The organism is Streptomyces tendae, assembly GCF_008632955.1.
Lineage (GTDB): Bacteria > Actinomycetota > Actinomycetes > Streptomycetales > Streptomycetaceae > Streptomyces.
The window spans coordinates 283,232-307,184 of record NZ_CP043960.1; the positions used below are offsets into that span (position 1 = coordinate 283,232).

At 66.8% G+C, this 23,953-nt stretch carries 22 protein-coding genes and 9 pseudogenes; 13 read left to right on the forward strand and 18 right to left on the reverse strand.

From position 1 onward, the window contains the following. Positions 1 to 27: 27 nt before the first annotated feature. From F3L20_RS33005 to F3L20_RS33030, 6 genes and pseudogenes are all read right to left on the reverse strand, one after another. On the reverse strand, positions 28 to 1,149 hold the full coding sequence (locus F3L20_RS33005) for an IS630 family transposase (protein WP_346768155.1): 1,122 nt from the start codon (positions 1,147 to 1,149) through the stop codon (positions 28 to 30). Between the two features lie 83 nt (positions 1,150 to 1,232). Further along, positions 1,233 to 1,547, reverse strand: coding sequence for a hypothetical protein (locus tag F3L20_RS33010; RefSeq protein ID WP_150157752.1), 315 nt, complete (start codon positions 1,545 to 1,547; stop codon positions 1,233 to 1,235). Between the two features lie 74 nt (positions 1,548 to 1,621). Further along, positions 1,622 to 1,764 (reverse strand): annotated as a pseudogene (locus F3L20_RS33015) (IS5/IS1182 family transposase); the annotation flags it as partial. Positions 1,765 to 2,023: 259 nt separating this feature from the next. Continuing rightward, on the reverse strand, positions 2,024 to 2,794 hold the full coding sequence (locus F3L20_RS33020) for a transposase family protein (protein WP_150157753.1): 771 nt from the start codon (positions 2,792 to 2,794) through the stop codon (positions 2,024 to 2,026). 85 nt (positions 2,795 to 2,879) lie between these two features. Next, on the reverse strand, positions 2,880 to 3,809 hold the full coding sequence (locus F3L20_RS33025) for a helix-turn-helix domain-containing protein (protein WP_346768136.1): 930 nt from the start codon (positions 3,807 to 3,809) through the stop codon (positions 2,880 to 2,882). A gap of 81 nt (positions 3,810 to 3,890) precedes the next feature. Further along, complete coding sequence (locus F3L20_RS33030; RefSeq protein ID WP_150157754.1) at positions 3,891 to 4,898, reverse strand: GlxA family transcriptional regulator; 1,008 nt, start codon at positions 4,896 to 4,898, stop codon at positions 3,891 to 3,893. Positions 4,899 to 4,968: 70 nt separating this feature from the next. Here F3L20_RS33030 and F3L20_RS33035 point away from each other — a divergent pair, with 70 nt between their 5' ends. Next, a complete protein-coding gene (locus F3L20_RS33035) occupies positions 4,969 to 5,736 on the forward strand; it encodes an NAD(P)H-dependent oxidoreductase (RefSeq protein WP_150157755.1) in 768 nt (255 codons plus the stop codon). 310 nt (positions 5,737 to 6,046) lie between these two features. Here F3L20_RS33035 and F3L20_RS35100 read toward each other — a convergent pair. Continuing rightward, positions 6,047 to 6,304, reverse strand: a pseudogene (locus F3L20_RS35100) (transposase); the annotation flags it as partial. Between the two features lie 21 nt (positions 6,305 to 6,325). Between F3L20_RS35100 and F3L20_RS33045 the strand changes: the two are divergent. From F3L20_RS33045 to F3L20_RS33060, 6 genes and pseudogenes are all read left to right on the forward strand, one after another. Next, positions 6,326 to 6,493 (forward strand): annotated as a pseudogene (locus tag F3L20_RS33045) (IS256 family transposase); the annotation flags it as partial. Between the two features lie 485 nt (positions 6,494 to 6,978). Then, complete coding sequence (locus tag F3L20_RS35805) at positions 6,979 to 7,341, forward strand: hypothetical protein (RefSeq protein WP_431193201.1); 363 nt, start codon at positions 6,979 to 6,981, stop codon at positions 7,339 to 7,341. Beyond that, positions 7,332 to 7,610 (forward strand): annotated as a pseudogene (locus F3L20_RS35110) (transposase); the annotation flags it as partial. The gene F3L20_RS35805 and the pseudogene F3L20_RS35110, both read left to right, overlap by 10 nt. Before the next feature lie 11 nt (positions 7,611 to 7,621). Continuing rightward, positions 7,622 to 7,858 (forward strand): hypothetical protein, encoded by a 237-nt coding sequence (locus F3L20_RS35370; protein ID WP_276615883.1) that lies wholly within the window; start codon positions 7,622 to 7,624, stop codon positions 7,856 to 7,858. Further along, positions 7,768 to 8,157 carry a transposase gene (locus F3L20_RS35115; protein ID WP_276615884.1) on the forward strand — a complete coding sequence of 130 codons (390 nt, stop codon included), beginning with the start codon at positions 7,768 to 7,770 and terminating at the stop codon, positions 8,155 to 8,157. The genes F3L20_RS35370 and F3L20_RS35115 overlap by 91 nt, the downstream gene beginning before the upstream one ends. A 69-nt stretch (positions 8,158 to 8,226) precedes the next feature. Continuing rightward, positions 8,227 to 9,318 carry an IS630 family transposase gene (locus F3L20_RS33060; protein ID WP_150157756.1) on the forward strand — a complete coding sequence of 364 codons (1,092 nt, stop codon included), beginning with the start codon at positions 8,227 to 8,229 and terminating at the stop codon, positions 9,316 to 9,318. Positions 9,319 to 9,334: 16 nt separating this feature from the next. On the opposite strand, the gene F3L20_RS33065 is transcribed toward F3L20_RS33060, so the two are convergent. From F3L20_RS33065 to F3L20_RS33075, 4 genes are all read right to left on the reverse strand, one after another. Beyond that, positions 9,335 to 10,170 (reverse strand): IS5 family transposase gene (locus F3L20_RS33065; RefSeq protein WP_206338951.1). Its coding sequence is split into 2 segments (ribosomal slippage): positions 9,335 to 9,909 and positions 9,909 to 10,170, totalling 837 coding nucleotides; the frame shifts between segments, so codons are not numbered across the junction. 350 nt (positions 10,171 to 10,520) lie between these two features. After that, complete coding sequence (locus F3L20_RS33070; RefSeq protein WP_150157757.1) at positions 10,521 to 11,231, reverse strand: DsbA family oxidoreductase; 711 nt, start codon at positions 11,229 to 11,231, stop codon at positions 10,521 to 10,523. Positions 11,232 to 11,369: 138 nt separating this feature from the next. After that, positions 11,370 to 11,588, reverse strand: coding sequence for a hypothetical protein (locus F3L20_RS35510; protein WP_346768137.1), 219 nt, complete (start codon positions 11,586 to 11,588; stop codon positions 11,370 to 11,372). Next, positions 11,588 to 12,571: an MFS transporter gene (locus F3L20_RS33075; RefSeq protein ID WP_346768138.1), complete on the reverse strand. Its 984-nt coding sequence runs from the start codon at positions 12,569 to 12,571 to the stop codon at positions 11,588 to 11,590. The genes F3L20_RS35510 and F3L20_RS33075 overlap by 1 nt, the downstream gene beginning before the upstream one ends. A gap of 968 nt (positions 12,572 to 13,539) precedes the next feature. Here F3L20_RS33075 and F3L20_RS33080 point away from each other — a divergent pair. Next, positions 13,540 to 14,529 (forward strand): RNA polymerase sigma factor, encoded by a 990-nt coding sequence (locus F3L20_RS33080; RefSeq protein WP_240810992.1) that lies wholly within the window; start codon positions 13,540 to 13,542, stop codon positions 14,527 to 14,529. Between the two features lie 423 nt (positions 14,530 to 14,952). Further along, the gene (locus F3L20_RS35810) at positions 14,953 to 15,270 is read left to right on the forward strand and encodes a hypothetical protein (RefSeq protein WP_431193202.1); all 318 of its coding nucleotides are present in this window, start codon (positions 14,953 to 14,955) and stop codon (positions 15,268 to 15,270) included. 6 nt (positions 15,271 to 15,276) lie between these two features. Here F3L20_RS35810 and F3L20_RS33095 read toward each other — a convergent pair. Further along, positions 15,277 to 15,782 (reverse strand): annotated as a pseudogene (locus tag F3L20_RS33095) (hypothetical protein). Positions 15,783 to 15,914: 132 nt separating this feature from the next. Continuing rightward, positions 15,915 to 16,729 (reverse strand): annotated as a pseudogene (locus F3L20_RS33100) (IS5 family transposase). Between the two features lie 85 nt (positions 16,730 to 16,814). Here F3L20_RS33100 and F3L20_RS33105 point away from each other — a divergent pair. Both F3L20_RS33105 and F3L20_RS35815 read left to right on the forward strand, forming a co-directional pair. Next, positions 16,815 to 17,614 (forward strand): IS5 family transposase gene (locus F3L20_RS33105; protein ID WP_240811031.1). Its coding sequence is split into 2 segments (ribosomal slippage): positions 16,815 to 17,154 and positions 17,154 to 17,614, totalling 801 coding nucleotides; the frame shifts between segments, so codons are not numbered across the junction. Between the two features lie 51 nt (positions 17,615 to 17,665). Beyond that, positions 17,666 to 17,918: pseudogene (locus tag F3L20_RS35815) on the forward strand (transposase); the annotation flags it as partial. Positions 17,919 to 17,953: 35 nt separating this feature from the next. On the opposite strand, the gene F3L20_RS35820 reads toward F3L20_RS35815, so the two are convergent. From F3L20_RS35820 to F3L20_RS33125, 4 genes are all read right to left on the reverse strand, one after another. Next, complete coding sequence (locus tag F3L20_RS35820; RefSeq protein ID WP_240811032.1) at positions 17,954 to 18,532, reverse strand: S8 family serine peptidase; 579 nt, start codon at positions 18,530 to 18,532, stop codon at positions 17,954 to 17,956. Positions 18,533 to 19,104: 572 nt separating this feature from the next. Next, positions 19,105 to 20,103: an ABC transporter permease gene (locus tag F3L20_RS33115; RefSeq protein WP_240810993.1), complete on the reverse strand. Its 999-nt coding sequence runs from the start codon at positions 20,101 to 20,103 to the stop codon at positions 19,105 to 19,107. Beyond that, the gene (locus F3L20_RS33120; protein ID WP_150157759.1) at positions 20,100 to 21,044 is read right to left on the reverse strand and encodes an ABC transporter ATP-binding protein; all 945 of its coding nucleotides are present in this window, start codon (positions 21,042 to 21,044) and stop codon (positions 20,100 to 20,102) included. Before F3L20_RS33120 ends, F3L20_RS33115 begins: the two co-directional genes overlap by 4 nt. 27 nt (positions 21,045 to 21,071) lie before the next feature. Further along, positions 21,072 to 21,494: a GntR family transcriptional regulator gene (locus tag F3L20_RS33125; RefSeq protein WP_206338952.1), complete on the reverse strand. Its 423-nt coding sequence runs from the start codon at positions 21,492 to 21,494 to the stop codon at positions 21,072 to 21,074. A 679-nt stretch (positions 21,495 to 22,173) separates the two neighbouring features. Between F3L20_RS33125 and F3L20_RS33130 the strand changes: the two are divergent. Then, a pseudogene (locus F3L20_RS33130) lies at positions 22,174 to 22,617 on the forward strand (IS701 family transposase); the annotation flags it as partial. Then, a pseudogene (locus F3L20_RS33135) lies at positions 22,616 to 22,741 on the forward strand (IS5/IS1182 family transposase); the annotation flags it as partial. The pseudogenes F3L20_RS33130 and F3L20_RS33135, both read left to right, overlap by 2 nt. A gap of 521 nt (positions 22,742 to 23,262) precedes the next feature. Here the strand turns inward: F3L20_RS33135 and F3L20_RS33140 are convergent. Continuing rightward, positions 23,263 to 23,916: a DsbA family protein gene (locus F3L20_RS33140; protein WP_150157760.1), complete on the reverse strand. Its 654-nt coding sequence runs from the start codon at positions 23,914 to 23,916 to the stop codon at positions 23,263 to 23,265. Between the last annotated feature and the right edge of the window lie 37 nt (positions 23,917 to 23,953).

A 23,953-nucleotide genomic window follows, 5' to 3' on the forward strand; every position in this document is an offset into this window, starting at 1 on the left:
TCTGACCGCATTGGTTCGCCGGGTTGGTCAGGCTGCGGTCTTGCGAGGGTGTCCGCCCCAGCGGATGCCCTTCTCACTGCGAATGCGGGCGCGATCTTTCCGTTCGGCGGCCAGGACGTCCCGGTGGCGGGCGTTGGCGTTGCGCGAGCGGAGGTATGCGTGCAGGGCCCGGGTCTGCATAGTGTGGTTGGGGTGGTTGGAGTTGGCGATGGTGAACTGCCTCAGCGGTCCGAAGTGGGCTTCGATGGGGTTCGCCCAGGAGGCGTAGGTCGGGGTGAAGCACAGCTCGACCTTGTTCTGCTTCGCCCAGCGGCGGATGTCGGCGCCTTTGTGGGCGGACAGGTTGTCGAGGATCACGTAGATCGGGGCGCCGTCGGGCCGTGCGGCGCGGATCGACTTCAGTGCGGCCAGCGTGTTCCCGGCGCCCTTCCTGCGGCGGTTCACGCCCCACATGGTGTCGTCGCCGAGCGAGTAGCAGCCGTGGAAGTACCGGACTCCGTGGGTGCGGTGGTAGGTGGCCGGGTGCCGCTCGGGGTGGCCGGAGGCGGCCCAGCCCGAGCCCATCGTGGGCCGGATCCCGAGCGGGCCGAACTCATCGAAGGCGAACACGCGGTCCGTGAAGCGGTGAAGGACCTCCTCGATCCGGTCCAGCTTTGCCTCCCGTTCCGGGTCGGGGGATTCCTTCCAGGTCTTTGTGCGCTGGAAGGTAACGCCGCGGCGGGCGAGCAGGCTGCGTAACGCCTCGCGGCCTATACGGATGACGCGGCCGTGGACTTTGCGCAGGTAGGCGGCGAGTTTGCGGATGGACCAGCGGGTAAAGGGCTGGCCGAGTTTGGTGGGTCGGGTGGTGGCCGTCTTGATGACGAAGTCTTCGTCGTCAGGCTTGAGCAGGCGGGGACGGCCTCCCGCCCACTGAGGGTCCAGGCAGGCCAGGCCGATCTCGTTGAACCGATGGATCACATCACGGACGGTGTCCTCGTCGGCCTGGACAAGCTGGGCGATTACCGGTACCCGGTTGCCGCCGGCCGAGGCCAGCAGCATCATCGCCCGCCGGTAACGCACCGTACTGGTGCTGCCCCGGCGCACGATCTGCTGCAGCTTCTGCCCCTCCTGGTCAGTCAGTCTGCGCACACGGACAGGCTCGGCCACCACGCCCCCAGCGATCGGATCGGACGTCACCGCACATCCAACCGCCCCGATCGTCGCCCCGCCGAACGTTCCATGTCAGAGGACTACATGTCGCGCTGGGCCTCGATTTCGGCGGCCAGAGCAGCCATGTCGCGCACGTGCGTGTAGTACCTGGTCGCGTACTCGTCGTCGATCGCCGGAAGGACCCGCTCGACCACGGTCATCAGCCGCGTCAGGCCCGCGCGGCGCTGTTCGTTGAGCGGACCTTTGACGACGCCGAGCGCATAGCCATAGGCGTCCGCGTCGAGCATCACCATGTCCTGGCCCTTGATGTCGAGGCCGCGAAAGCCGGGTGGGAACGGCATGGCCATGTGCTCGGCCATCCTCTGTGTGAGGGCGTCAACCTTCTCTTCGGACATGCGGAGATCTTGCCAGGAACTCACCCGCGTCGAGGTTCAGTTCGCGGGCCCGACCCGGTGAACCAATGCGGTCAGAGCACTAGCCGCCACGGCCGACCGCGCTGCACGTCACCGCCCGACGCCGCACCAACGCCACCAACCTGGCGAACTGCGACTCGGTCAGCCCAGAGAACGGCTCGATCCACTTCGGATCATCTGCTGAGATCACCCCACCCATGCCCAACCAACGCATCACCGCCCCACCGGTTACGGGACAACCTCTAAGGTTGTCCCGCAACTCTGGAGACGGATTGCCGGTGTCCGGTTCAACCCAATTGGCCGGAATCCCGTCGAGACCGCGAGTCGGGGTGGAACCGGACAAGTCGATCCGGCTGTGGTGACCTACCAGCCTTTGCCTCGAGTTACGGGACAACGCTTAAAGGGTGTTGCAGAAGGCCGTGATCTCGCAGGCTGAAGCGGCTTTCGGGCCTCTGCGGTCATGCGGCGAGGGCGAGGTTATGCATGCGGGCGACGGCCTGGACGGCGTGGTGGAGGCCGTCGCCGCGTTGCCGGCAGTCACGGAGGATCTTGTAGTTCTTCATACGGGAGAAGGTGTGCTCGACGCGGGCACGGACCTTGCGATGCTGCGCGTTGTCCTCCTCCTCGCCCTTCAGCAGGGGCCGCCCCGGGCGTTTGCGGTGCGGGACGATCAGGCCGGTGTTGATGTAGGCGCCGTCACCGAGGACCGTCACTCCCTCGCAGTGTGCGGCCAGGCCGGAGTCCCGCCAGGCTTTCGCGTCCGCGGTATTGCCGGGCACCGGACGGGCGGTTGCCACCACCAGACGTGTCTCGGCGTCCACGATGACCTGCACGTTCGCCGAGAACCGGTAGTTGCGCGAGGACGCTCCGACCGTGCGGTCACGGACCGGGACGAGGGTGCCGTCCACGATCCACAGCCGCTCGGCTGCATCCTGAGAGGCGCGGGCCGGTTCGATCGCGAGCAACGGGCCGAGCCGCCGGATCACCCGGCACACGGTCGCCGGCGAGACGCCGAACAGCGGTGCGAGCTTCCGCATGGTGAGGTTCGTGCGGTAGTACACGGCCACCAGCAGCACCCGCTCGGCCAACGGCAGCCGCCACGGACGACCCCAGCCACAGCCCTCGCCACCACGCTCCCGGACCGCTTTCAGTAACCGGCCGAACTGATCGACCCGCAACCCCGTGAACGTCTCCACCCACACCCGCTCGGCCCTCAACACCCCAGCCATACAATGGAGATGCCCAGTTCACGGCCTTCTGCAACACCCTTTAGGCGGTGAGACGTCGAGGCTGCCGGGGGCTCGGTGTTCACTTCTAACGTGTCGACGTCAGGTCCGCGGTCTTCTGGTGAGACAGCAGGCCGGCGACGGCTTGGACGGAGCCGCTCATGTGTTCGCGGCAGCCGAGGTGTCGAGCCAGGGCTCGCCAGTTCTTCAGGTGGGCGATGCCGTGCTCGACCCGGATTCGGCTGAGGAGTGTGCCTTGCGCTGTCGCTCGTACATCTCCTCGTACCAGTCTGGGGCGTTCTTCTTGAACTTGCGGTGTGGTGGTGTCACCACCCTGCCGCCGGTCTGGCGCCCAGGCTCTGGTTAGCCGGCGTGGGCGAGAACCTCGATCGCAGGCCCCTCGGCCAGGAGCTTGACCAGTCCTAATTGGCGGGCATGGGTGATGTCGGCGCAGTTCGCGGGTCGTGCCGGGCTGCACCACAGCACGCGCCCCTCGCCGTCCGTGACCACCATGGACTGGACGGCGTTCTGCTTGTTTCTTGCCGGAGATGAACTTGTCGCGGTTCTTGCGTCCGGCGGCTGGCCGACGAACCCAGATCTCGGTGCCGTCGATGATGCCGGTCGCCCTGCTCGCGCCGAGGTGTTCGACGACGTCGGCCAGAGACTGCAGCCGCACGTCGGGACTGACGGTGCAGCCTCGCTCAGCGAGCAGGGTCCGTACCTCACCGATGGCTCGGGTGATGGTGGAGCGGTCCACGCCATACCAGCAGGCCAGCACGTAGTGAGTGACCCCGTGTCGACGATGGACGAGTGTGGCCAGGAGCCGGTCGACGAACGCCAGCCGGTGTTTCGCGCCTGCACCCACGGCCCGTTTCCGCGGCCGGGAGGTGAGCCGGGCCTGGTGACGCTCGTGCCACAACGGACCCACTTCAGCGCCGAGTTCAGCAATCACCTCAGCGGACAGGCCCGTGATCCGCCGGTCGCTGATGATCGCTGTACGAGACGCGTTCCCCACCACATCACCATGATCGGTGATCAGAGCCCCAACGTCTCACCGCTTACCGTGCACGAGCTCGTTAGCCGATCAAAGAGACGCGCGCTAGCCGGGCTGGGCCACAGGTTCGCCGCGGAACGTCGACCGGTACGTGCTCGGCGACACGCCCAGCGCCGCCTGGAAGTGCTGGCGCAGCGAGGCCCCCGTGCCGAAGCCAGCTTCCGCCGCCACCCGGTCCACCGGGAGGGCCGACTCCTCCAGGAGCTGGCGGGCGCGCTCGATTCGTTGCTGCGTAAGCCATTGAAGCGCCGAGACGCCGACCTCCTCGCGGAAGCGACGGGTGAACGTGCGGGTGCTCATCGACTCGCGGGCCGCCAGCTCGCGCAGCGTCAGCGGGCGGTGCAGATTGTCCAGCGCCCAGGCTCGGGCGGCCTTCGTCGACGACGTCCCGGGCTCGGGCACCGGACGGCGGACGAACTGGGCCTGGCCGCCCTCGCGGTGCGGGGAGACGACTGTGCCGCGGGCAACCTCGTTGGCCACGGCCGTGCCGTGATCGCGGCGGATGATGTGCAGAACCAGATCGATCCCGGAGGCGACGCCGGCAGAGGTGAGGACGTCGCCGTCATCGGTGTAGAGCGCGCACGGGTCGACGTCGACTTTCGGGAACCGTTCCTGCAGTTCCGCGGCGGATTGCCAGTGCGTGGTCGCCGGGCGGCCGTCGAGCAGGCCGGCGGCGGCCAGCACGAACGCGCCGGTGCAGATCGACGCGATCCGCGTGCCCTCCCGGATCTGCGCAAGCGCGGTGCGCACCGGCGGGGCCAGCTCGCGCGCCGCTGGCTCGTAGTCGGCCGTCGACGCCGAAACGATCACGGTATCGGCCTCTGCGAGGACTTCCGGACCTCGGTGCACGGGGATGACGACGTCGGAGTCGGTGCGCACAGACCCTGGCTCGGGCGTGCAGGTGACGACCTCGTACAGCGGCTCTCCTGCCGCCGAGCGCGCTTGCCCGAACAGCCGCTGGACGATGCCGAGTTCCATCACGAGCATCCCGTGCCGCACCAGTACGGCGACGCGGTGGCGGCCGGGGTGCGCGAAAGCGCCAGGCGAAGTCATGGCCCAATTCTTGCACACATTGGCTGTCAGGCCACTCGCTCACGCTCCGCGACTGTCGGATGATCGAATCATGAACGTGTTGTGGGTACTCGCCCATCCCGAAGCCCGCTCGCTGAGCGGCGCCCTCCGCGACGACAGCATCCAGACACTCCGGAATCTCGGCCATGACGTGCGAGAGTCGGATCTGTACGCGATGAAGTGGAATCCGGTCGTCGACGCGACTGACTACGGCGCCGAAGCCGCCGACGAGCGGCTGCAGGTCGCGGCGGCGTCCGCCCGTGCGTACGCGGGGGGCACACTTAGCCCAGAAATCGTTGCCGAGCAGGAGAAACTGGCCTGGGCGGACGCGGTCGTCGTGCAGTTCCCGCTGTGGTGGTTCGGCGTCCCCGCGATCCTCAAGGGCTGGATCGACCGCGTGTTCGTGAAGGGTTTCGCGTACGGTCTGTCCGGCGATGACGGCCGCACGCTCCACTACGGCGAGGGCAGACTGGCGGGCAAGCGCGCGATGGCGGTCGTGACGGGTGGCGCCAGCGAAGCGGCGCTGGGCCCCCGTAGCATCAACGGTTCACTTGATGACCTGCTGTTCAGCCTCCAGCACGGGACGTTCTTCTACACCGGGATGTCGGTCCTCCCGCCGTACGCGGTGTACGGCGCCGACCGGGTGTCCCCGGAGCAGTTCAACGAGGCCCGCGACGGGCTGCGCGAGCGGCTGCGCACGCTGGAGACAACGCAGCCGCTGCCGTACCGCTCCCGCAACGGTGGCGACTACGACGAAACCATGGTCCTTAAGGAGGCGCACGTGCCCGGTGAGACCGGGTTCTCGATCCACCTCCGGTAACCACAGCACGGGCTGGGTCAACAAGACTCCGACACCGGCCGCGAGCAGCACGAGCATAACCACAGGGCCCCACGTCGTGTGTGCCGCCAGTGACGACAGCCTTCTTTCGCCGATTCCTCACCGGATCTCCTCGATGAGGCTCATCTCCATCAGCAGGAACAGACCGCTGATGCCGATGCCCGGCACAGGCTGTTGAGTGCCGTATGTAGACAGACGAGCGAGGAGGGCGCCCATCTGCTGCAGCTCGGCCTGTGGGATGACGAGAGCATGGCGGGTGGCGGCGCGGCGCAGGGCGTCACGTCGCCACCCGCTCGGAAGCTACCGGTCCGAAGACGGCTGGCTTGGCCTGCAGCATGCCCGCGTCTGCCCGGCAGTGCCCGCCGAGTGCCGTGGACTGGGCCACACCAGCAGAATCTTGCCCGGGTCGTGCACTGTCCACGGCTTGCGCCACGGCGCCAGTGCCGACGATATCGCAGTGTCCAGACCGGACTTGCCGGCAAGACTCAACGAACAGCATCGCCCCGGCTTGCGAGACCACCCCACCCTCCTCGACGTGGAACACACGGATAAACCCGCGACCAGCAACAACATGCCCGAGGCCGAGTCCGTTGAGCCGTCTGAAGTGGCGCTGGCAAGGTCGGCGGACGACCAACTGATCGACGAGCTGGTGGGCCGGGCTCAGGTCGAGGGGTTTCAGCTGACCGGCGAGTGCGGGCTGCTCCAACAGCTGACCAAACGGCTGCTGGAGTCAGTTCTTAGTACTCCAGCAGCGGTTCGTGTCCTGAGCTGCGTTTTCGGTAGTGGCAGCGGCGGGCGACGGCCTGGCGGTGTCTTCTCCAGGCCGACCACTTCAGTGCGTGGGTGACGGGGTCGCGGTCGGCTCGTGGGTGGGGCAGGAGAGTGTCCAGAAGCCGCCGGATTTCTGCCACGGTGAGCGGGACGAGGGCTGATCCGTTTCTGCAGCCCCCTTTGCGGTCGCCGGCCTGGGCGGCGAGTGCGGTCAGGATGGCGTGGGCGAGCATGGTCAGGGTGATGTGCCGGTACCAGCCGGGATAGCGGCGGACCTCGGTACTCGTCGAGGCCGCATTCGTTCTTGGCGGCCTGGAAGCACTCCTCGATCGCCCAGCGGGAGCCGGCCACCTGGGCCAGCTCGGCGATCTCGACGCCGACGGGGGCGTAGGCCAGGTAGTAGGCCACCGCTTCGGGGTCGGACAGGCTGCGGCGGGCCATCACCCAGCGGTGATGGGTCGGCGGGTCGGGGTCGAAGACGAGGTTGGCGGGCAGCTTGGCTGCGGCCCAGTCGTAGAGGCGCGGGCCCTTGGCGCCGTCGCCGCAGGAGAGTCTCTGCCAGGCATCGGCAGGGGCGTCCTCGATGAGCTGGTCGATGCGCCAGATCCCGGCCAGGGACTTGATCTGCTGCTGCCCTCCATACCAGGACAACGACAATCACCAGCTCAAGACACGAACCGCTGCTGGAGTATTAAGGGCGAGATCGCCGACCATCTCGGCTATGACAAGCACGATCCGGCCGGGAAGAACGGCGGCAACTCAGGCAACGGCACTCGTGCCAAGACCGTGCTCACCGACGTCGGCCGGTCGCGATAGCCGTTCCCCGTGACCGGGAAGGCAGCTTCGAGCCGAGGATCGTCAAGAAGCGGGCAGAAGCGCCTGACGGCGTCGACGAGATGGTCATCTCGCTCGCTGCGAAGGGCCTGCCCACCGGTGAGGTCCAGGCTCATTTGGCGGAGGTCTATGGCGCCGACGTATCCCGCCAGACGGTCTCCACGATCACCGACAAGGTCCTGGACGGCATGGCCGAGTGGCAGAACCCGCCCCTCTGCACATCCTCACCGAGGTCACGAACCGTGGCGTGAACGACGTGCTGATGCTGGTCTGCGACGGTCTGAAGGGGCCGGCCCGAGGCGGTCGAGACGGTCTGGCCGAACACGACGTGCAGACCTGCGTGGTGCACCTGTTGCGGAACTCCTTTTCCGCTATGCTGCCAGCCAGGACTGGGACAAGATCGCCTAGATCCTCAAGCCCGTCTACGCGGCGCCGACCGAGGAGGCCGCTAAGCGGTTCGCGGAGTTTGCCGACGCCTGGGGCCGGAAGTATCCGGTGATCGTACGGTTCTGGGAGAACGCGCGGGAAGAGTTCACCCCGTTCCTGCGCTTTGACACCGAGATCCGCCGGATCGTCTGCACGACCAATGTCATCGAGTCCGTCAACGCCAGGATCCGGCGGGCGGTGAAAGCCCGCGGTCACTTCCCCAACGAGCAGGCCGCGTTGAAGTGCGCCTGCATGGCGCTCATGTCCCTCGACCCCACCGGCAAGGGCCAGGCCCGCTGGACCATGCGCTGGAAGACCGCACTGAACGCCGACATCACCTTCGACGGCCGCCTCTCCGAAGCCTTTCAGTAACCCTCAACAATGACAGCCCCCGCTAGTCTTCTGAGTCTGGAATTCTATTCAGATGTGTAGGGTTGCCTGGTGGCACGTACTGGGCGGCCGAAGGCCGAGTTGATCCTTTCGGATGAGGAACGGGCTGCGCTGGAGGGATGGGTTCGGCGTCGTTCCACCCCGCAGGCGTGGGCTTTGCGGTGCCGGATCATCCTGGCCTGCGCGACCGGCGCGTCGAACAAGGACGTGGCCGCACAGCTCGGTTCGACGCCGCATGCGGTGGGCCGCTGGCGGAAGCGGTTCGTCGAGCACCGGATTGCCGGGTTGGGTGACATGCCGCGGTCCGGCGGGCCCCGGACGGTTACCGACGAGCAGGTGGCCGCGGTGGTGAAGCGGACGCTGGAGACCGCGCCGAAGAATGCCACGCCCTGGTCGACGCGGGCGATGGCCCGCGAGATGGGCCTGTCGCAGTCGACCGTGTCGCGGATCTGGCGGGCCTTCGGCCTGCAGCCACACCGCACCGAGACGTTCAAGCTGTCGACGGACCCGTACTTCGTCGACAAGGTCCACGACGTGGTCGGCCTCTATCTGGACCCGCCCGAGCGGGCCTTGGTGTTCTGTGTCGACGAGAAGTCGCAGATCCAGGCCCTGGACCGGTCCCAGCCGGTGCTGCCGATGATGCCCGGCGTCCCGCAGCGGGTCACCCACGACTACGTGCGCGCGGGCACCACCACATTGTTCGCCGCACTGGAGGTGGCCACGGGGAAGGTGATCGGCTCTCTGCACCGCCGGCACCGGGCCGAGGAGTTCAAGAAGTTCCTGATCAAACTCGACCAGGAGATACCGGCGGACCTGGACGTGCACCTGGTGCTGGACAACTACGCCACCCACAAGACGCCGGCGATCAAAACCTGGCTGCTGGCTCACCCCCGCTTCCACCTGCACTTCACGCCCACCGGATCGTCCTGGCTCAATCTGGTCGAGCGGTGGTTCGCCGAGCTGACCAACAAGCAGATACGGCGCGGCGTCCACAAAAGCGTCCAAGCGTTGGAGAGAGACATCCGCACCTGGATCGCCGCATGGAACACCGACCCCAAACCCTACGTCTGGACCAAGACCGCAGACCAGATCCTCGAACGTCTCGCCAGCTATCTGAACAGAATGCCCGACTCAAAAGACTAGGAGTTGTCGTCAAATGTCACGCCCACATCAGCAGGGCTGCGAGGGTGACGGCTGCTTGGTAGGACTCGGCGGTCTTGTCGTAGCGAGTGGCGATGCCGCGCCACTGTTTGAGGCGGTTGAAGCACTGCTCGACGACGTTGCGCCGCTTGTAGACCTGGTTGTCGAAGGCCGGCGGACGTCCGTCACGGCTGCCGCGTCGGAGCCGGTTGCGGATTTGGTCGGACCGTTCCGGGATGGTGTGCCGGATGTTGCGTCGCCGCAGCCAGGTGCGTATGGGTTTGGAGCTGTAGCCCTTGTCGCCGATGACGTGGTCGGGGCGGACCCGGGGCCGTCCCGGCCCGAGCCGGGGCACCCGGATCGCCTGCATCACGGCGGTGAACTGCGTGCAGTCGTTGGTGTTCCCGCCGGTGACGGTGAAGGCGAGCGGTCGCCCCACAGCGTCGCAGGCCAGGTGGATTTTGCTGGTCAGGCCGCCTCTGGACCGGCCGAGTCCCGGGGTGCGGAGCCCTCTTTTCGCGCTCCGGCCGCGTGCTGGTGGGCCCGGACGGACGATCGTGGAGTCGACCGACACGAGCCACTCGATGTCCCCGGTGCGTCGGCCTTGGCCTGAGCGGCCCGGAGCATGCGCTCGAAGGTGCCGTCCTTGGCCCACCGGCGGAAGCGGGTGGGCAGCGTGGCCCAGGAACCGTACCGCTCGGGCACGTCCCGCCAAGCGGTCCCGGTACGGAACTTCCACACGATCCCGTTGAGCACCGTACGGTCGTCCAACCGCTTCCTGCCCCGCAGCGACTCGGGCAGCAGCGGCCGGACGAACTCCCACTCGGCATCCGACAGTTCATGGCGACGTATCACCCAACCATGATCCCCGACCGAAGATCATTTGACGACAGACCCTAGCCTGACCAGCGCCGTCTGGGCGTTTCGGGCGGAGGTGGGCGAGTGGCGGGAGCGGGCCCATGTGTCTATGCGTCGGTGCCGCCTGTGGGTGTCCACAGGCGGCAGCCATCAGCTCGCTGGCTGGTTCTCCGAGTGATCAGTGACGTCGGGTATCGTGCACAGGCCGTCGATGCAGGTGGCGGCTGCCGGCGCCGGTAGTTGGACGATGGGGCTCGATTCTTCCTCGGGTATTGTGCACACGCCGTCGATGCAGGTGGCGGCCGTGGGGACGGGTAGTTGGGTGAGCGGGCTGGGCTTTTCCTCGGTCATTGAGTGGTCTCCTGCTTCTTCTCGGCTAGCTGGCGCAGGATGTCGGCGAATGCCGCTGGATCCTGTGCTCCTGCGACTCCATAGGTGTTCTCGAACACGTAGAAGGGGACGCTCTGGATCCCGAGCTGTCGTGCCTTGGCTTCGTCGGCCCGTACATCGTCGGCATACCGGCCCTCCCTGAGTGCGCTGAGCGCCTTCTCGCGGTCGAGTCCTATCTCTGCAGCGAGCTCGGCGAGATCCTCGTCCCGGCCGACGTGTCGCCCCTCCTCGAAGTGAGCGGCGAGGATTCGTTCGACCATGTCGAGCTGGTGCCCCTCCGCCTTGGCCCACCGGATCAGCTGATGTCCCTTGAGCATGTTCGTGTGCCGGAGGATGTCGTAGTTGAAGTCCAGTCCAACAGCCTTTGCCGCGGCAACGATCCTGGAGAGCAGGGGCTGAACCTGATCGGCCGTGAATCCGCGGATCTCCAGGTAGTCCTGCTCGCTTCCCTCGAACTCCTCTGGCAGATCCGGCGCGAGTTCATACGCGTGGTACTCGATCTCCACCGGGATGCCGGTTACGGTCAGAGCCTTTTCAAACTTCCGCTTACCGATGTAGCACCAGGGGCAAGCGATGTCCGACCACACATCGACTCGGATCGGATCGATCCCAGCCGAGGGCGTGGATGTGGGTGTCGGTGTGGGGGCAGTGTTCTGGTCAGTGGTCATGGCCTCTTCTTTCTCGCAACCGGTGGGCCTTCACCGGTGCTCTAGGCGGTGATCACGAGCCCGAGCACTGGTGAAGGGACGGAGCGGGACGGTCATGTCCCGCTTTCTCTCACGTTCAGTTCGATACGTCGGGGCCCGTCAAGACTTGGCGCTGGGTCCGGGGAATGCGTGACTTCGTGCGAGGACCACGACGACGACTGTGAAGATGACGAGGACTGCGACGGCGATCATGAGCGACGCCGATCCAAGGCTGGCGAGGAGGATGCCGCCGATCAGCCCGCCGAGGCCGATTCCGCCGTTCCACATCGTGACCATCAGCGGCTGGGCGGCGTCGGCGTGTTCACGCGACGCTGACATCAGCGCGCCCTGGAACAGGGTCGCGGCCCCGCCGAACGCGAGCCCCAGGCCGTCACTGCGACGTAGTCCACGACCACGTTCTCCGACCAGAGGGTCAGCGCGACCGCCGCCACGGCGAAGAACACAGTGCTCAGGATGACGAGGCGGCGGTGATGCCGGTCGACGAACAACCCGGTGAGCCAGATGCTCAGGATCGAGGCGACACCGAAGGCCAGCAGAATCCACTGCACCTGGTCCTCGAGCCCCACGCCCGCCAGCACGGGTGCGATGTATGTGTAGAGGATGGTGTGAGCGAGCACATACACGCCGGTGACGATCAGGATGGTGCGAAGGCCTCGGATACGAAGGAGGTGAGGAAGGGGCAGCCGCTCGGCGGCCTTCTGGCCGGGGACGTTCGGCAGCTTCCACATCGTCCAGGCGATGAGCAGCGCGGCGAGCACCGACATGAGGCCGAAGGTCAGCTGCCAGCCCACAATCTGACCGAGGAACGCTCCGACTGGAACACCCAGGGCGAGCGCGACGGGCGTGCCGGCGAAAGCGAAGGCCATGGCCCTGCCCTTCAGGGCGTCCGGGGTGATGCGCTGCGCATAGCCACCCAGGATGCTCCACGTCACACCCGACGCTGCGCCGGCAACGAACCTCGCCACCATCGTGATCGTGTAGTTGACGGAGACCGCTGTCACGAGGTTGGCGACGAGGAATCCGATGAGCGCGACGACAAGAAGGTGTCGCCTGGGCCAGTTCGTGGTGGCGACGGCCACAGGGATCGCTGTGAGCAGCGTTGCAACGGCGTAGATGGTCACCGTCTGTCCGGCCATCGACTCGGAAACGCCGAGTGCATCGCTCATCTGGGGAAGCACCCCAGCGGGCAGAGCCTCAGTGAGCGTGGTGATGAAGCCTGCCATAAAGAGCGAGATGAGAGCTGCGATGGGGAGGCGGTCTTGTCCCGGCGCCCTCACTATCGGGTCCTGAACCTTGGTCATTTCTACTTCCCTCTCTGGCACGCCGAAGCCGCAGCTTGTCGGCTCACCACGTCTCAATGCACCGCTCTTGCGGGACGCAGACGATAGTGCAACCTTGACATCAGTGTGAAGGCAAACCACACCGCGAACGACACACACAGAGGTGCCCGCCGAGAGGGGCATCGCTAGCTGGATCACGGCTTCAAGGCGCTGAGAACGCGGCCGGATAGCCAGCTGACCAGGAACGGTCACGTCTGGTCCAGCAGGCGGCCACGCTGTGACACCGACTCCGGGTGGCTAATATTCCAACCCCTTGCCCGGGGGAACGGGAAGGTCTGTAACCTCATGGTCGGATTGCGCACCGGCTGGAGTCCGCAGGAGCTCACGGAAAGATCGCCGAGTGGGCAGCAGGACTGATTGCGGTCCGCTCGTACCAATGGACTGATGAGCAGGCTGAGGCATACGGGAGGTTCGCCGAGGAGTGGACCCACCCCGGGTCGACGTCGTCCAGCGCCGTCCAAGAAGAAGGATTCTCTCGCTCTGCGTCGGCCGGTTCCTCCCGGACTACCGTTCGACGCGCCGGCATCTGGCCGCTCAGTTCGCCGAGCCCCTCGGTGGTGAAGCGGTGCACTGAGCGGCCGAAGTCGGCGGACAAGCACGCTTAAGAGATTCAAGACGCCTGCGAGTACGGGGATGCGAGTGCCCGCGGCTCACGGACCTGGAGCGGCTACGCCTGCCGCCGACGCGGCCGTATCTTTGCGGGATGACCGACACGCCCTTGGACGCCGAAGCGCCGGACGTGCAGCTCCTGTGGGCCGCAAGGGCCGGCGACGCCGGTTCCCTCGGACTGCTGCTGGCCAGGCACCGGGCCGGCATGCACGCAGTGGCGGGCATCCTGCTCGGGTATGGACCGGATGCCGAGGACGCGGTTCAGGAGGTGTCGATCGTCGCCCTCCGGCGGATCGGCGACATTACGGGACCCGGGCGCCGTGGGGCCGTGGCTGCGCACAGTGGTGCGCAATGTCTGCCGGGCCATGCTGCGCCGCACGTCGGCGGTTCCTTTGGAGACCGACGCGCTCGTCCGGCTGGAGCGGTCCACCGCGCCTGACCCGGCGGAGCTGATCGAGCAGTACGCGCTGCGGGACTGGATCGGGACCGCCCTGGCGCAGCTCTCCCCGGGGCTCCGGCTCGCCATGCTGCTGCGCTACTTCACCGAGATCGCGTCTTATGAGGACATCGCCGCGGTGTCGGCGGTCCCCATCGGCACCGTCCGCAGCCGGCTGCATCAGGGCCGGGCCAAACTCGCGGAGGCCCTGCTGGCCGCGGCGGACGGCGCGCACGGCGACATGGCGGCGCTGACCGGGCGGCACCGCGGGCTGGGGGAGGAGGCGATGCTTGCTGCCCACCGCGGCGAGTCCGCCTCCGTCCTGAGGGAGCACTGGTCGCCGAAGCTGGAGGTCGTCTGGCCGGACGGTCGGCGGACCGGCCGGGACCGGTTGGTAGGCGCGCTTGGCCGCGATCTGTCCGCTGGCGTGCGGCACTCCTTGGTCAATGTCGTGGCCGGCGGTGACGTGGTGGTGTGGGAGGACGCGATGCGCAATCCGCCGGAGGACCCGTACCACTGCCCGCCCGGCGTGACATGGGTGTACTTCCTGGACGGCGGCCAGGCGAGCAGGCTGCACCTCCACCACCCCCGCCGACCCGTTTCGCTGAAACGGTGCGGAGGGCGGAGGGCGTCCGGCCCGGGTCTGTGCGGGCCCCGTTACCTTTTTCGTGGCCTGGCAATGGGGCCACCGGCCTTCGGGTCCGGCATGACTTCCCCCCTCCAAGAGGTCTCCGAGCTTCCAGTGGCAGACCTCCACCTGGATGCCGTCGAAGTCCAGCACCACCGGGCAGTCGGTGAACCAGTCCCCGTCTTCGGCGAACCGCACCAGCGCGAACCCCGTCAGCCGCCTACCGGCGAGCGCCGCCAAGCGTGATCCGTGCGCCTGCCGAATCGCGTCGACCCCGATCAAGAAGGACGGCTCAAAACCAGAGATCCCCATGTTCACAGCACATGAGTCTCCCCGCCTTTGACCCAACCGGCGAGCACATATCGACCAGGCGGATCTCCGACGGCACTGGACTGGTCGGATTCCACAGAACGCCCTGGCCGCGCGTGTATGCCTTCTTCGCCCGCTGGTGGGATACGGGACTGGCGGCCGAGCTGCACGACCGGCTGCGCGGAGCTGTCCGCGAGGCTGAGGGAAGCAAGGAGCAGCCGAGTGCGGCGGTCGTGGACTCACAGTCGGTGAAGGCGGACGCCACCGTCCCCCTCACCTCGCGGGGTTACGACGCTGGGAAGAAGATCAACGGGCGCAAGCGGCACCCTGCTCACCGACACGCTCGGACTGCTTCTGGCCGTGCTGGTCACGCCGGCGTCCACGACCGTCCGGGACGCCGCCCGCATCCTGCTGCCCACAGCAAAGAATCACTTCCGGCGGCTGGCGCGGATCTGGGGCGACGGAGGTTACACCGGCCACCTAACCGACTGGACCACCCTGCACCTCGGCCTGGTCCTCGACATCGTCCGCCGCAGCGACGACGTCCAAAGTTTCCAGGTCCTGCCCCGCCGCTGGGTCGTCGAAAGATCCTTGCCTGGTTCCTGCGCAGCCGACGCCTGGTCCTGGACTACGAACGACGCACTGACACCAGCGAGACCGTCATCCTGTGGTCGATGACCATGCTCATGAGCCGCCGCCTGGCCGCCCAGCACCGGCAGCGTCCTGCACCGGCGCGGGCAGCGTAAACCTGCCTGGCTCGTCCTCGACCAGCCAGCCCTGCTCCACTAGCCGTTTCATCCGGGCCCGCGCTCCCTCGACACGCGAGTCGGACGCACTGTCCCTGCCCAGCACCACCGCTGCCGCCGGGCACCGAGCCCATCGGCTCCCGCCTCCAGGGCGGCAGCCATCAGCGCTCGGTAGTCCACCGACAACACCTCGGTTCCGGCCGAGTCCTGGCGGTGAGGCACCGCCCGGCGCGGCCCCACCGGCTTTCTCTGCGACACCCCGTCGGCCACCACCGCGGGCGCGTCTTCCTCGGCCAGCGCCTCCAGATACTCCAGGCCGATAACCCGGCGCCTGAGCGTCTCTTCCGCATCAGCCAGGGACGCCCGCACCCGCTCCAGCTCGGCTTCGAGTTCGTCCACCCGCACGGCCGCGGCCTTCTGTCGCGCTTCCAGAACCGCCCGCATCGATGGCACCCGCCACCCCCACGACATCTCGGCCAGCAACGGACGGAGGCTCCCGCAACAACTGCGGTCTCATGCCTGACCAGCAGAACCGCACACGAGGTTCGGAAAGAGAACGACCTCTAAGACCGCGTCCTACGTGGTGAGGCGGATGAGCCGCTTGTAGCAGCAGAGGGCGGCCGCGATCCCGAGAAAAGCCAGGTAGTTGCGGGAATCACGCTCGTAGCGGGGGCTGAGTCGGCGGTAGCCGGACAGCCACGACATCGTGCGCTCGATGACCATCGGCGGCGGCCCAATCGTTCGCTGGACTCGATGCCTTTGCGCGCGATCCGCACGCCGATGCGTTTCCCACGTAACCATCTCCGCAGGTCGGCACGGTCGTAGGCTTTGTCCGCGTAGAGGCGCTGGGGCTTGAAGTGGCGGCCGCGGTGGGGGTCGTGTCTCGTTTGGTGACCCTCGACCATGGGCTTCAGCCCTTCGCTGTCGTGGGTGTTGCCGGCGGAGACGCCGACAAGGAGGGGCAGTCCGTTCGCGTCCGACAGGACGTGCATCTTGGAACCCGATTTGCCCCGGTCCATGGGGCTCGGACCTGTGAGTTCGCCCCTTTTTGGCCCGGATGTGGGCGGTGTCCAGGACGACGCGGGTGACGTCGACGAGACCGGCGTCGTCGAGCCGGTGCAGTACGGCCTCGTGCAGCCGCCCCCAGACGCCGGCTCTCGACCAGATCACGAACCGGCGGTGGGCGGTCGACTTCGATATGCCGAAGAAGGCGGCAGTTGGCGCCAGGCACAGCCGCTGACCAGCGCGTAGATGATGGCCGCAAACAGCCTCTCATCAGGCGTGTCCTGCGTTCCCCCGCCCTGCGGCCGTACCTTCGACGGAGGGATCAGCTGCTTCGCGATCTCCCACAACCCGTCCGGAACAATCCAACTCCAAGTACCCCGCCCCATACCGAAGTCAACGACGCCTCACCACGTAGGACACGGTCTAACAGGTCATCTCATTTGGTTTGTTCGGTAATCTGCCGGCGTGGGGATCGTGGAGCGGCTGGTGCCGGATGAGCTGTGGGAGTTGTTCCAGCGGGTGGTTCCGGAGGCGCCGACCCGTCCGCAAGGCGGTGGCCGACGCCGACACGGGGACCGGGAAGTGCTGGCCGCGATCGTGTTCGTCGCGACGTCGGGCTGCACCTGGCAGCAACTTCCTTCCGCGTCGTTCGGGCCGTCGGGAGCCACAGCCCACCGGCGGTTCACCGAGTGGTCGAAGGCCCGGGTGTGGGCCAAGCTCCACCGCCTGATCCTCGACGAGCTGGGTGCCCCTGGCGAGCTGGACTGGTCCCGCTGCGCGATCGACTCGGTGAACATGCGGGCCATGAAAAGGGGGAGCTGACAGGTCCGAATCCTGTGGACCGGGGCAAGTACGGCTCGAAGATCCACTTGATTACCGAGCGGACCGGTCTGCCCCTGTCCGTCGGCATCTCGGGCGCCAACGTCCACGACAGCCAGGCTCTGATCCCGTTGGTGCAGGGCATACCGCCGATCCGGTCCCGGCGCGGCCGACGACGGCGCAGGCCCGGCAAGCTCCACGGCGACAAGGGCTACGACTACAACCACCTGCGGCGATGGTTACGCGACCGACGCATCACACCCCGGATCGCCCGCAAGGGGACGGACTCCAGCCAGCGCCTGGGCCGACACCGCTGGACCATCGAACGCACCATGGCCTGGCTCGCCGGCTGCCGCCGCCTCCACAGACGCTACGAACGCAAAGCCAGCCACTTCCTGGCCTTCATCAGCATCGCCTGCACCCTCATCTGCTATCGCCGACTCGCCAAATGAGATGACCTGTAAGACGGTGTCCCACTTGGTCAATTGACTGTTGGGTTGGGCATGGCGAGTGGGCGTTGGGGATGGATCGTTCCGGATGGCTTGTTGGAGTTGGTGAGACCGCTGTTGCCGCCTGCACGGGTACGTCCGCAGGGCGGCGGGGCCCCCTACGTGCTCGTCAGCGGTTGCGCCTGGCGGGCTTTGCCACCGTGCTTCGGAGCATAGAAGTCGACTTTGCACTGCCGCTTCGCCATCTGGTCCCGCGCCGGGGTCCGGGGGGCGACTGCACCAGAACGTTCTCCAGCTTCTGGACGAGAGAAGTGAGCCCCGTGGCCTCCAGGATGCACGTCTCTAAAATAGCTCACTGCCTGCTCCATCGGGTCGGTCCCCTGGTGTGTCCTCCGCTCCCAGGATGAGGTCGACCACCTCGGCGCCTGGTCGACGGCCCACTGCATACCGGAGATGTTGCCCGAGCCGGAGTCGCCGAGCACCTCGCCGATGATGAGCCGGGCTCCGGGCGCGACGCCCTGGTACTTGCCGCCCGACGGGCCCCGGAGCCCGCGACGATCGAGGCCACGTGCGTCCCGTGGCCCTCCCGGTCAACGGTGTGTCCGGGGAGTCTGTGCAATTCTTCTCAGTGTTGACACGGTCCTTCAGGTCCGGGTGTGTCGCGTCCACCCCGGTGTCCCGCACGGCGACGGTGACCCCCTTGCCATCGTGACCGGCCTTCCAGGCCGAGGGGGCGACGATCTGCGCAGTGCTGCGGTCCAGGCTCGCCGTGACCTTGCCGTCGAGCCAGATCTTCTCGACCTTCGAGGAAGCGGCCGAGAGCGTGGAGCGCGAGGCCGCGCCGCGGCCAGTGAGGGTGCGGCACAGTGCCGCGACCTCGGACTTGCGAGCCCTCAGGGCCTCGCCGTTGAGGCTGGGCATGTCCCGACGGACCTGGGCACCAGAGTCCGACAGTGCGCGGGCCGCGTCGGAACTCCCCTTGGCGTAGGTGACGATCAGCGGGAGATCGGACCGTGCATCGTCGTCGTGCCCCGGCTGGGCCAGTAGCGTCACATCGAACAGCCGCCGGTCCGCCGGCCGTTCGCGATCAGTTGTCCGGCGTCCGCGGCACTGCGTAGAGGTTGCAGTCGGCGGCCGGGGATATCCGGAAGCCAGGTCTTCGCGACTTTTGGCAGCTCGCACGCCGGCGACCCGTCCGGCGGCGTCCAGGGTCACCTTGTCACCCGTGATGAGGGTGACCGTTCTCTTGGGACCGCCGGACGCGGCACCTGACGCAAACTAGACGCGAGTCTGGATCCCACCCGTCGCCGACTGCGGTCCCTGCCGGTGGGCTCTGGGCTGCGGCGGCCGTCCCGCCGAAACAAGGCCGTAGCGGCGAGGGCGACGGCAGCGGCCGTCGCTTGTCTCGTGCGCTTCAAGACATCTTTTTTTCTGGGCACTGCGAAGTACCGGCACCGCGGACTGTCGGCGCGGCGCCGGTACCTCAGGGGTTGTCAGCGGAGAGTGCGCCGAGCGGCGTGGACGGTCAGGGCCGCGACGAGTACGATCAAGAGGGACAGGGCACCGGTTGCAGCCCACTGCATGGGACCGAGCTGGGACAGCGGCAGGTACTCCATGGACCAGCCGACAATGCCTTTGTTCCGGAGGCAGGCGACCCGGTCGGCCACGTCCGTGCAGGCGCCCCAGCCGTGCAGGGATCCGTTGGAGGCGATGTACGAGGTGTCGACCTCGATCGAGCCGACGGGCAAGGGGGGCCTGTCCGCCTCGTTGACGTGGCCGCCCGAGGTGGTCACGATTGTCGTCGTGCCGAACATGGGCCGGACGAGGCTCCAGGTTATGGCCAGGGCCACCATGGCCCCGAACGTGGTCACCATGGCCGGGAGGGTACGCCCCAGCAGCAGGCCCGCAGTAGCGCCGAGGAGAAGTCCGCAGAGTGCGAGGGCCACGGCCACGGGGCCCGTAGTGTCGAAGATTACCGCGTCGGTGAAGCGGGGAGCCTGGGCGTGGGCGTGGCCCACCATCCACAGGCTCTTCATGGTCAGTCCCGTACTGAGCGCCATTAGCACGGTCACCAAGGCCGCCATCCCGAGTTTGGCGGCGACCCACTGGAACCGGCTACGGGTCTGGACGCCGACCAGCTTGGCGGTGGCGTTCTCCAGGTCACCGGCGAACAGCGGTGCACCCACGAACACGCCGGTCAGCAGGGGAAAGCAGGCCAACAGTAGTCCGGCGGGCTGAAGCCTTGCCACGCTGGTCTCCACCGCCCTTTGTGCCGCGGGCGACTCGTCTCCCGTAGCGACGACTGCCAGGGCGTCTGCCAGCTGACCGCGCAGCCACAACAGAGCGGCGACCACTACCACGGCAACGGCAAGCAGGACTGCGAAGGTTGTCCGGTGCTGACGCCAGACGAGCCAGGGCACGCCACGCAGGCCGCGACGGGACGCTGGACGCACGGTGCCCGAATTAACCCGGGTGTTGGTAGTAGTGGTCATGCCGCGCTCTCCGGACTCATGCCGACAACGTGAGACTGTGGGCTGATCAGGGGGATGGAATCGCCCTGCCGCAGGTATGCAAGCACGACCTCCTCCAGAGTGGGCGCGCTGATCTGCCAGGTGCTGTCGATGGGGCCCTGCGGTCGCACCAGGACATTCGTGTAGTGCCGGTCCCAGTGGGCCTCGACGACCGTGTGGTGCTCAAGGCCGGCAGGCAGGCCACCCTGGAGCGCGGACATCGCGTCGTTGGGCCTGCTCAGCAGGCGGTGCACGCTGATGATCTCGTCCACGTCCCCGGCCAGACGTAGCCCGCCCTGGGTCATGAGCAGGAGGTAGTCGCACAGCGTGTCCAGCTCGGAAACGAGGTGGCTGGAGATCACGACGGTGATGCCCCTTTCGGCCACCTCGCCCAAGAGCGCTGCGGTGGTCTCCTGTCGAACCAGGGGGTCAAGGTCGGCCATGGGTTCGTCCAGCAGAATCAGATCGGGCCGTTTGCCCAGAGCTAGCGCGAGGGCGACACGGGTGCGCTGTCCGCCTGAGAGGCGTCCCACGGGCGCGTCGAGGGGGACATTTCCGGCGCGCACGAAGTTCTCCGCCATGCGCTGGTCCCAGTGGGGATTGAGTTCCTGCCCCAGGCGCAGGGTCTCGGCGACCGTAAACCGCGGAAACAGCGGCTTCTCCTGGGCGAGAAACGCGGTCTGCTCCCTGGCTCCCAGGCTGCCAGCTGGTGCACCGAACACCGTGGCTTGTCCCTCGGTCGCCGCCCGCAGCCCCGCCAGGATCTCCAGCAGTGTCGTCTTTCCCGCGCCGTTAGGTCCCACCAGCCCGCAGACTCGTCCCGCCGGCAGGCGGAATGTTGCATTCCGCAGCACCCAATTCCGTCCGAAACGCCGTCCCACGCCTCGCACTTCCAGCGCGGTCTGTGCCTCAGCGGCGTCCATCCTGCGTGTGGTTGGACCCATCGCCTTTCACCGTCCCGTTTCTTCCGTACCTATGAGCCTCGGCTTCTCCACCAGGCCGCACTGTTTCTCCAAGGCAAGTTCGACTAGACCTCGAATGTCGTCATGGTCGAGATCGGCGAGCAGGGCCCGACCGATCCAGTCCGCGAGCTCGCTGTACAACGGCGAGTCCTGCCCAGGACCCATCCGCGCCGGAGCCCAGCACACGAAGGTGCCGACCCCCTGACGCAGCTCCACGACCCCCTCTCGCTCCAACTCCCGGTACGCCTTGAGCGTGGTGTTCGGGTTCACCGCACAGCTCTCCGCAACCTCGCGGGCTGTGGGCAACCGGTCCCCCACCCCCAACTCGCCTGACCTGATGGCCCGTTTGGTCTGGTCGACGATCTGCTGGTACGCCGCGACCCCGCGGCGTCTCTCGACGTGGTACCGCATCCCCACCACAATCATTGAGATAGTTAAGTAGCAGAATATTGAACCAATTTACTGCTCACGTCAAGCCACCGGCTCAGAAAACCAGAGCAAGACGACGGTCAGTCCGGGGAACGCGGACCTACGCCCGAGTGAACACCCGGGCGTGTCACTACGTGTCCGCCGGTCTGCGCACCCATGCCAGATAGCTAGCAGCCGGGAGCATCTCCATGAACGAGCTGTCAGACGACAGCTGGACCAGTGCGAGCCGCCGGGCGCAGGACGTAGTCTCCGTGCACTAGATGATCCCGGCTCAGCCGCCGGCGCAGAGGTGCTCGATGACCCGGCGAGGTAGGCCAGCGGATGCCCTCGCGTAGCCCCGCTGCGCAAGTAGGGGACGCACCTCGCCGATGGCGCGGGTGATGGCGGCGGTCGACATTGGATCAGCAGGCCAGCACGTCATGAGTGGTGCCATGACGCAGACTCACCAGCGTGGCTTCAGCCGTTCGACGAAGACGAACCTTGGCTTCGCCCCGGCCCCTACAGCCCGCCACCGCAGCTGAAGTGAGGCGTGCTTGATGCTGTTCGTGCTACAACGCCTCAACCCCGGCATGAGTTCAGCGATCGCATCCGGCGACAGCCCGATACTCCGGTGTGCTTCGTTACGTTGAGTGATCTCGGTTGGTGGTGGGCAGTCTTCCAGGTGAAGTTGGGGGAGGTGGAACGGCTCCGGGGTGAGTTGGCGGGGTTCGCTGCCGATGTGTTTGCCTCGTTGCCGCGGCGGGATCAGCGGCGGTGGGGTGCGTGTTATGTGCGTGGTCTGATGCTGGACGGCCGGCGCAAGTCGGTCCAGCCGATGGCGGAGCGTCTGCCGGACGGGAACATGCAGGCCCTGCAGCAGTTCGTGAACCAGTCACCATGGGATCCGCTGCCGGTGCGGCGGCGGATCGCCGAGCGGCTGACCGAGGTGATCACGCCCGAGGTGTGGGTGATCGACGATGTGTCGTTCCCCAAGCGCGGCAGAGCGTCGGTCGGCGTTGCACGCCAGTACTGCGGAGCCGTTGGCACACGGGCGAACTGCCAGGTCGCGGTCAGCGTCCACGCCGTCACCGACGCTGCGTCCTGCCCGTTGCACTGGGAGTGGTATCGAACGCTGCTTCAACCGGCTCAAGGGCTTCCGCGGCATCGCCACCAGATACGACAAGACCGCCACTTCCTACGAAGCGGCGGTCACACTCGCGTCGTTCCTGCTCTGGGCAAGATCCGTTTGAAGACGGACCCTAGTCCTGCCACAGCGTTGGCAGTCTGGCCTGCTCATGCGCCCTGGGTGAGGTTACGGGGCGACGTCAACGCGTTCGGCTGCACAGGCCGTGCGGCGGGTGAGGCGCCGTGTCGTCAACGTGACGGCGACCCAGGTAATCGACGATCCGCTGATCTCGGGAGCCGTTCGTAGCCCCTGCAGTGACGGCGTGCCCTCATGATCCAGGACTAAGAACGCTAGTCCACCCACCTGCACGAAAGGGCCATGAAGCCCTCGCCCCCGGCGTGGCCATTGCTTTTTGATCGTGACGTCAAGACAGGTCTTGGATGAGGTCACGAGCTGCTTCCCGGCTCATGCTGAGGCGGCCCAGACGATGGCGATCGGCTGCCGGTGGGGGCAGCACGGCGATTCGAGGTGCTGGGCTGTCTGTACTACGGGGGCTGTTCTATTTCCCTACGCATGGCGGCGCACAGCGGTCAGCCCGCCACGCAATCGGCCGACTATCTGGCCAGTCGACCGACTTCTGTCTCCTTACAGGTTGCTGAAGTCCGGGCCCTTAGTCCGGGTGCGCTTCAACTCGTAGAAACCGGGGACCGAGGCGACTAGAAGCGTGCCGTCCCAGAGCTTGGCGGCTTCCTCCCCCTTAGGCGCGGGGGTGACGACCGGACCGAAGAAGGCGATCTGCTCGCCGTCTAGTCCTGAAACGGCGATGACAGGGGTGCCTACCTCCTGGCCGACCTTCTCGATGCCCTCCCCGTGGGAGGCGCGCAGTTCAGCTTCGAACTCGAAGTTCTCCTGGTCGGCGTAGTCGATGAGGTCGGCGGGCAGGCCGACCTCGTTAAGGGCCCCAATGATCGCCTCCGTCGTCAGGCCCATTCCTTCGTTGTGGATGCGAGTGCCTAGCGCGGTGTAGAGCGGTCCGAGGATCTCTGAACCATGCTTCTGCCAAGCTGCTGTCACCACACGCACCGGATGCCACATCGAACTCTCCAGCTCGCGAAGCGTGGCGGGCGCCTGGTCCATCTTCGACTCGTTCAACACCGCCAGGCTCATGACGTGCCATCGGACTTCGATGTCCCTGACCTTCTCCACCTCCAGGATCCACCGCGAGGTCATCCACGCCCAGGCACACAGCGGGTCAAACCAGAAATCGACGGGGCTCTTGGCAGGGGTCTGTTCGAGCATGACGCTCCTTGTTAACATATCAGCTCATCTGATGGTC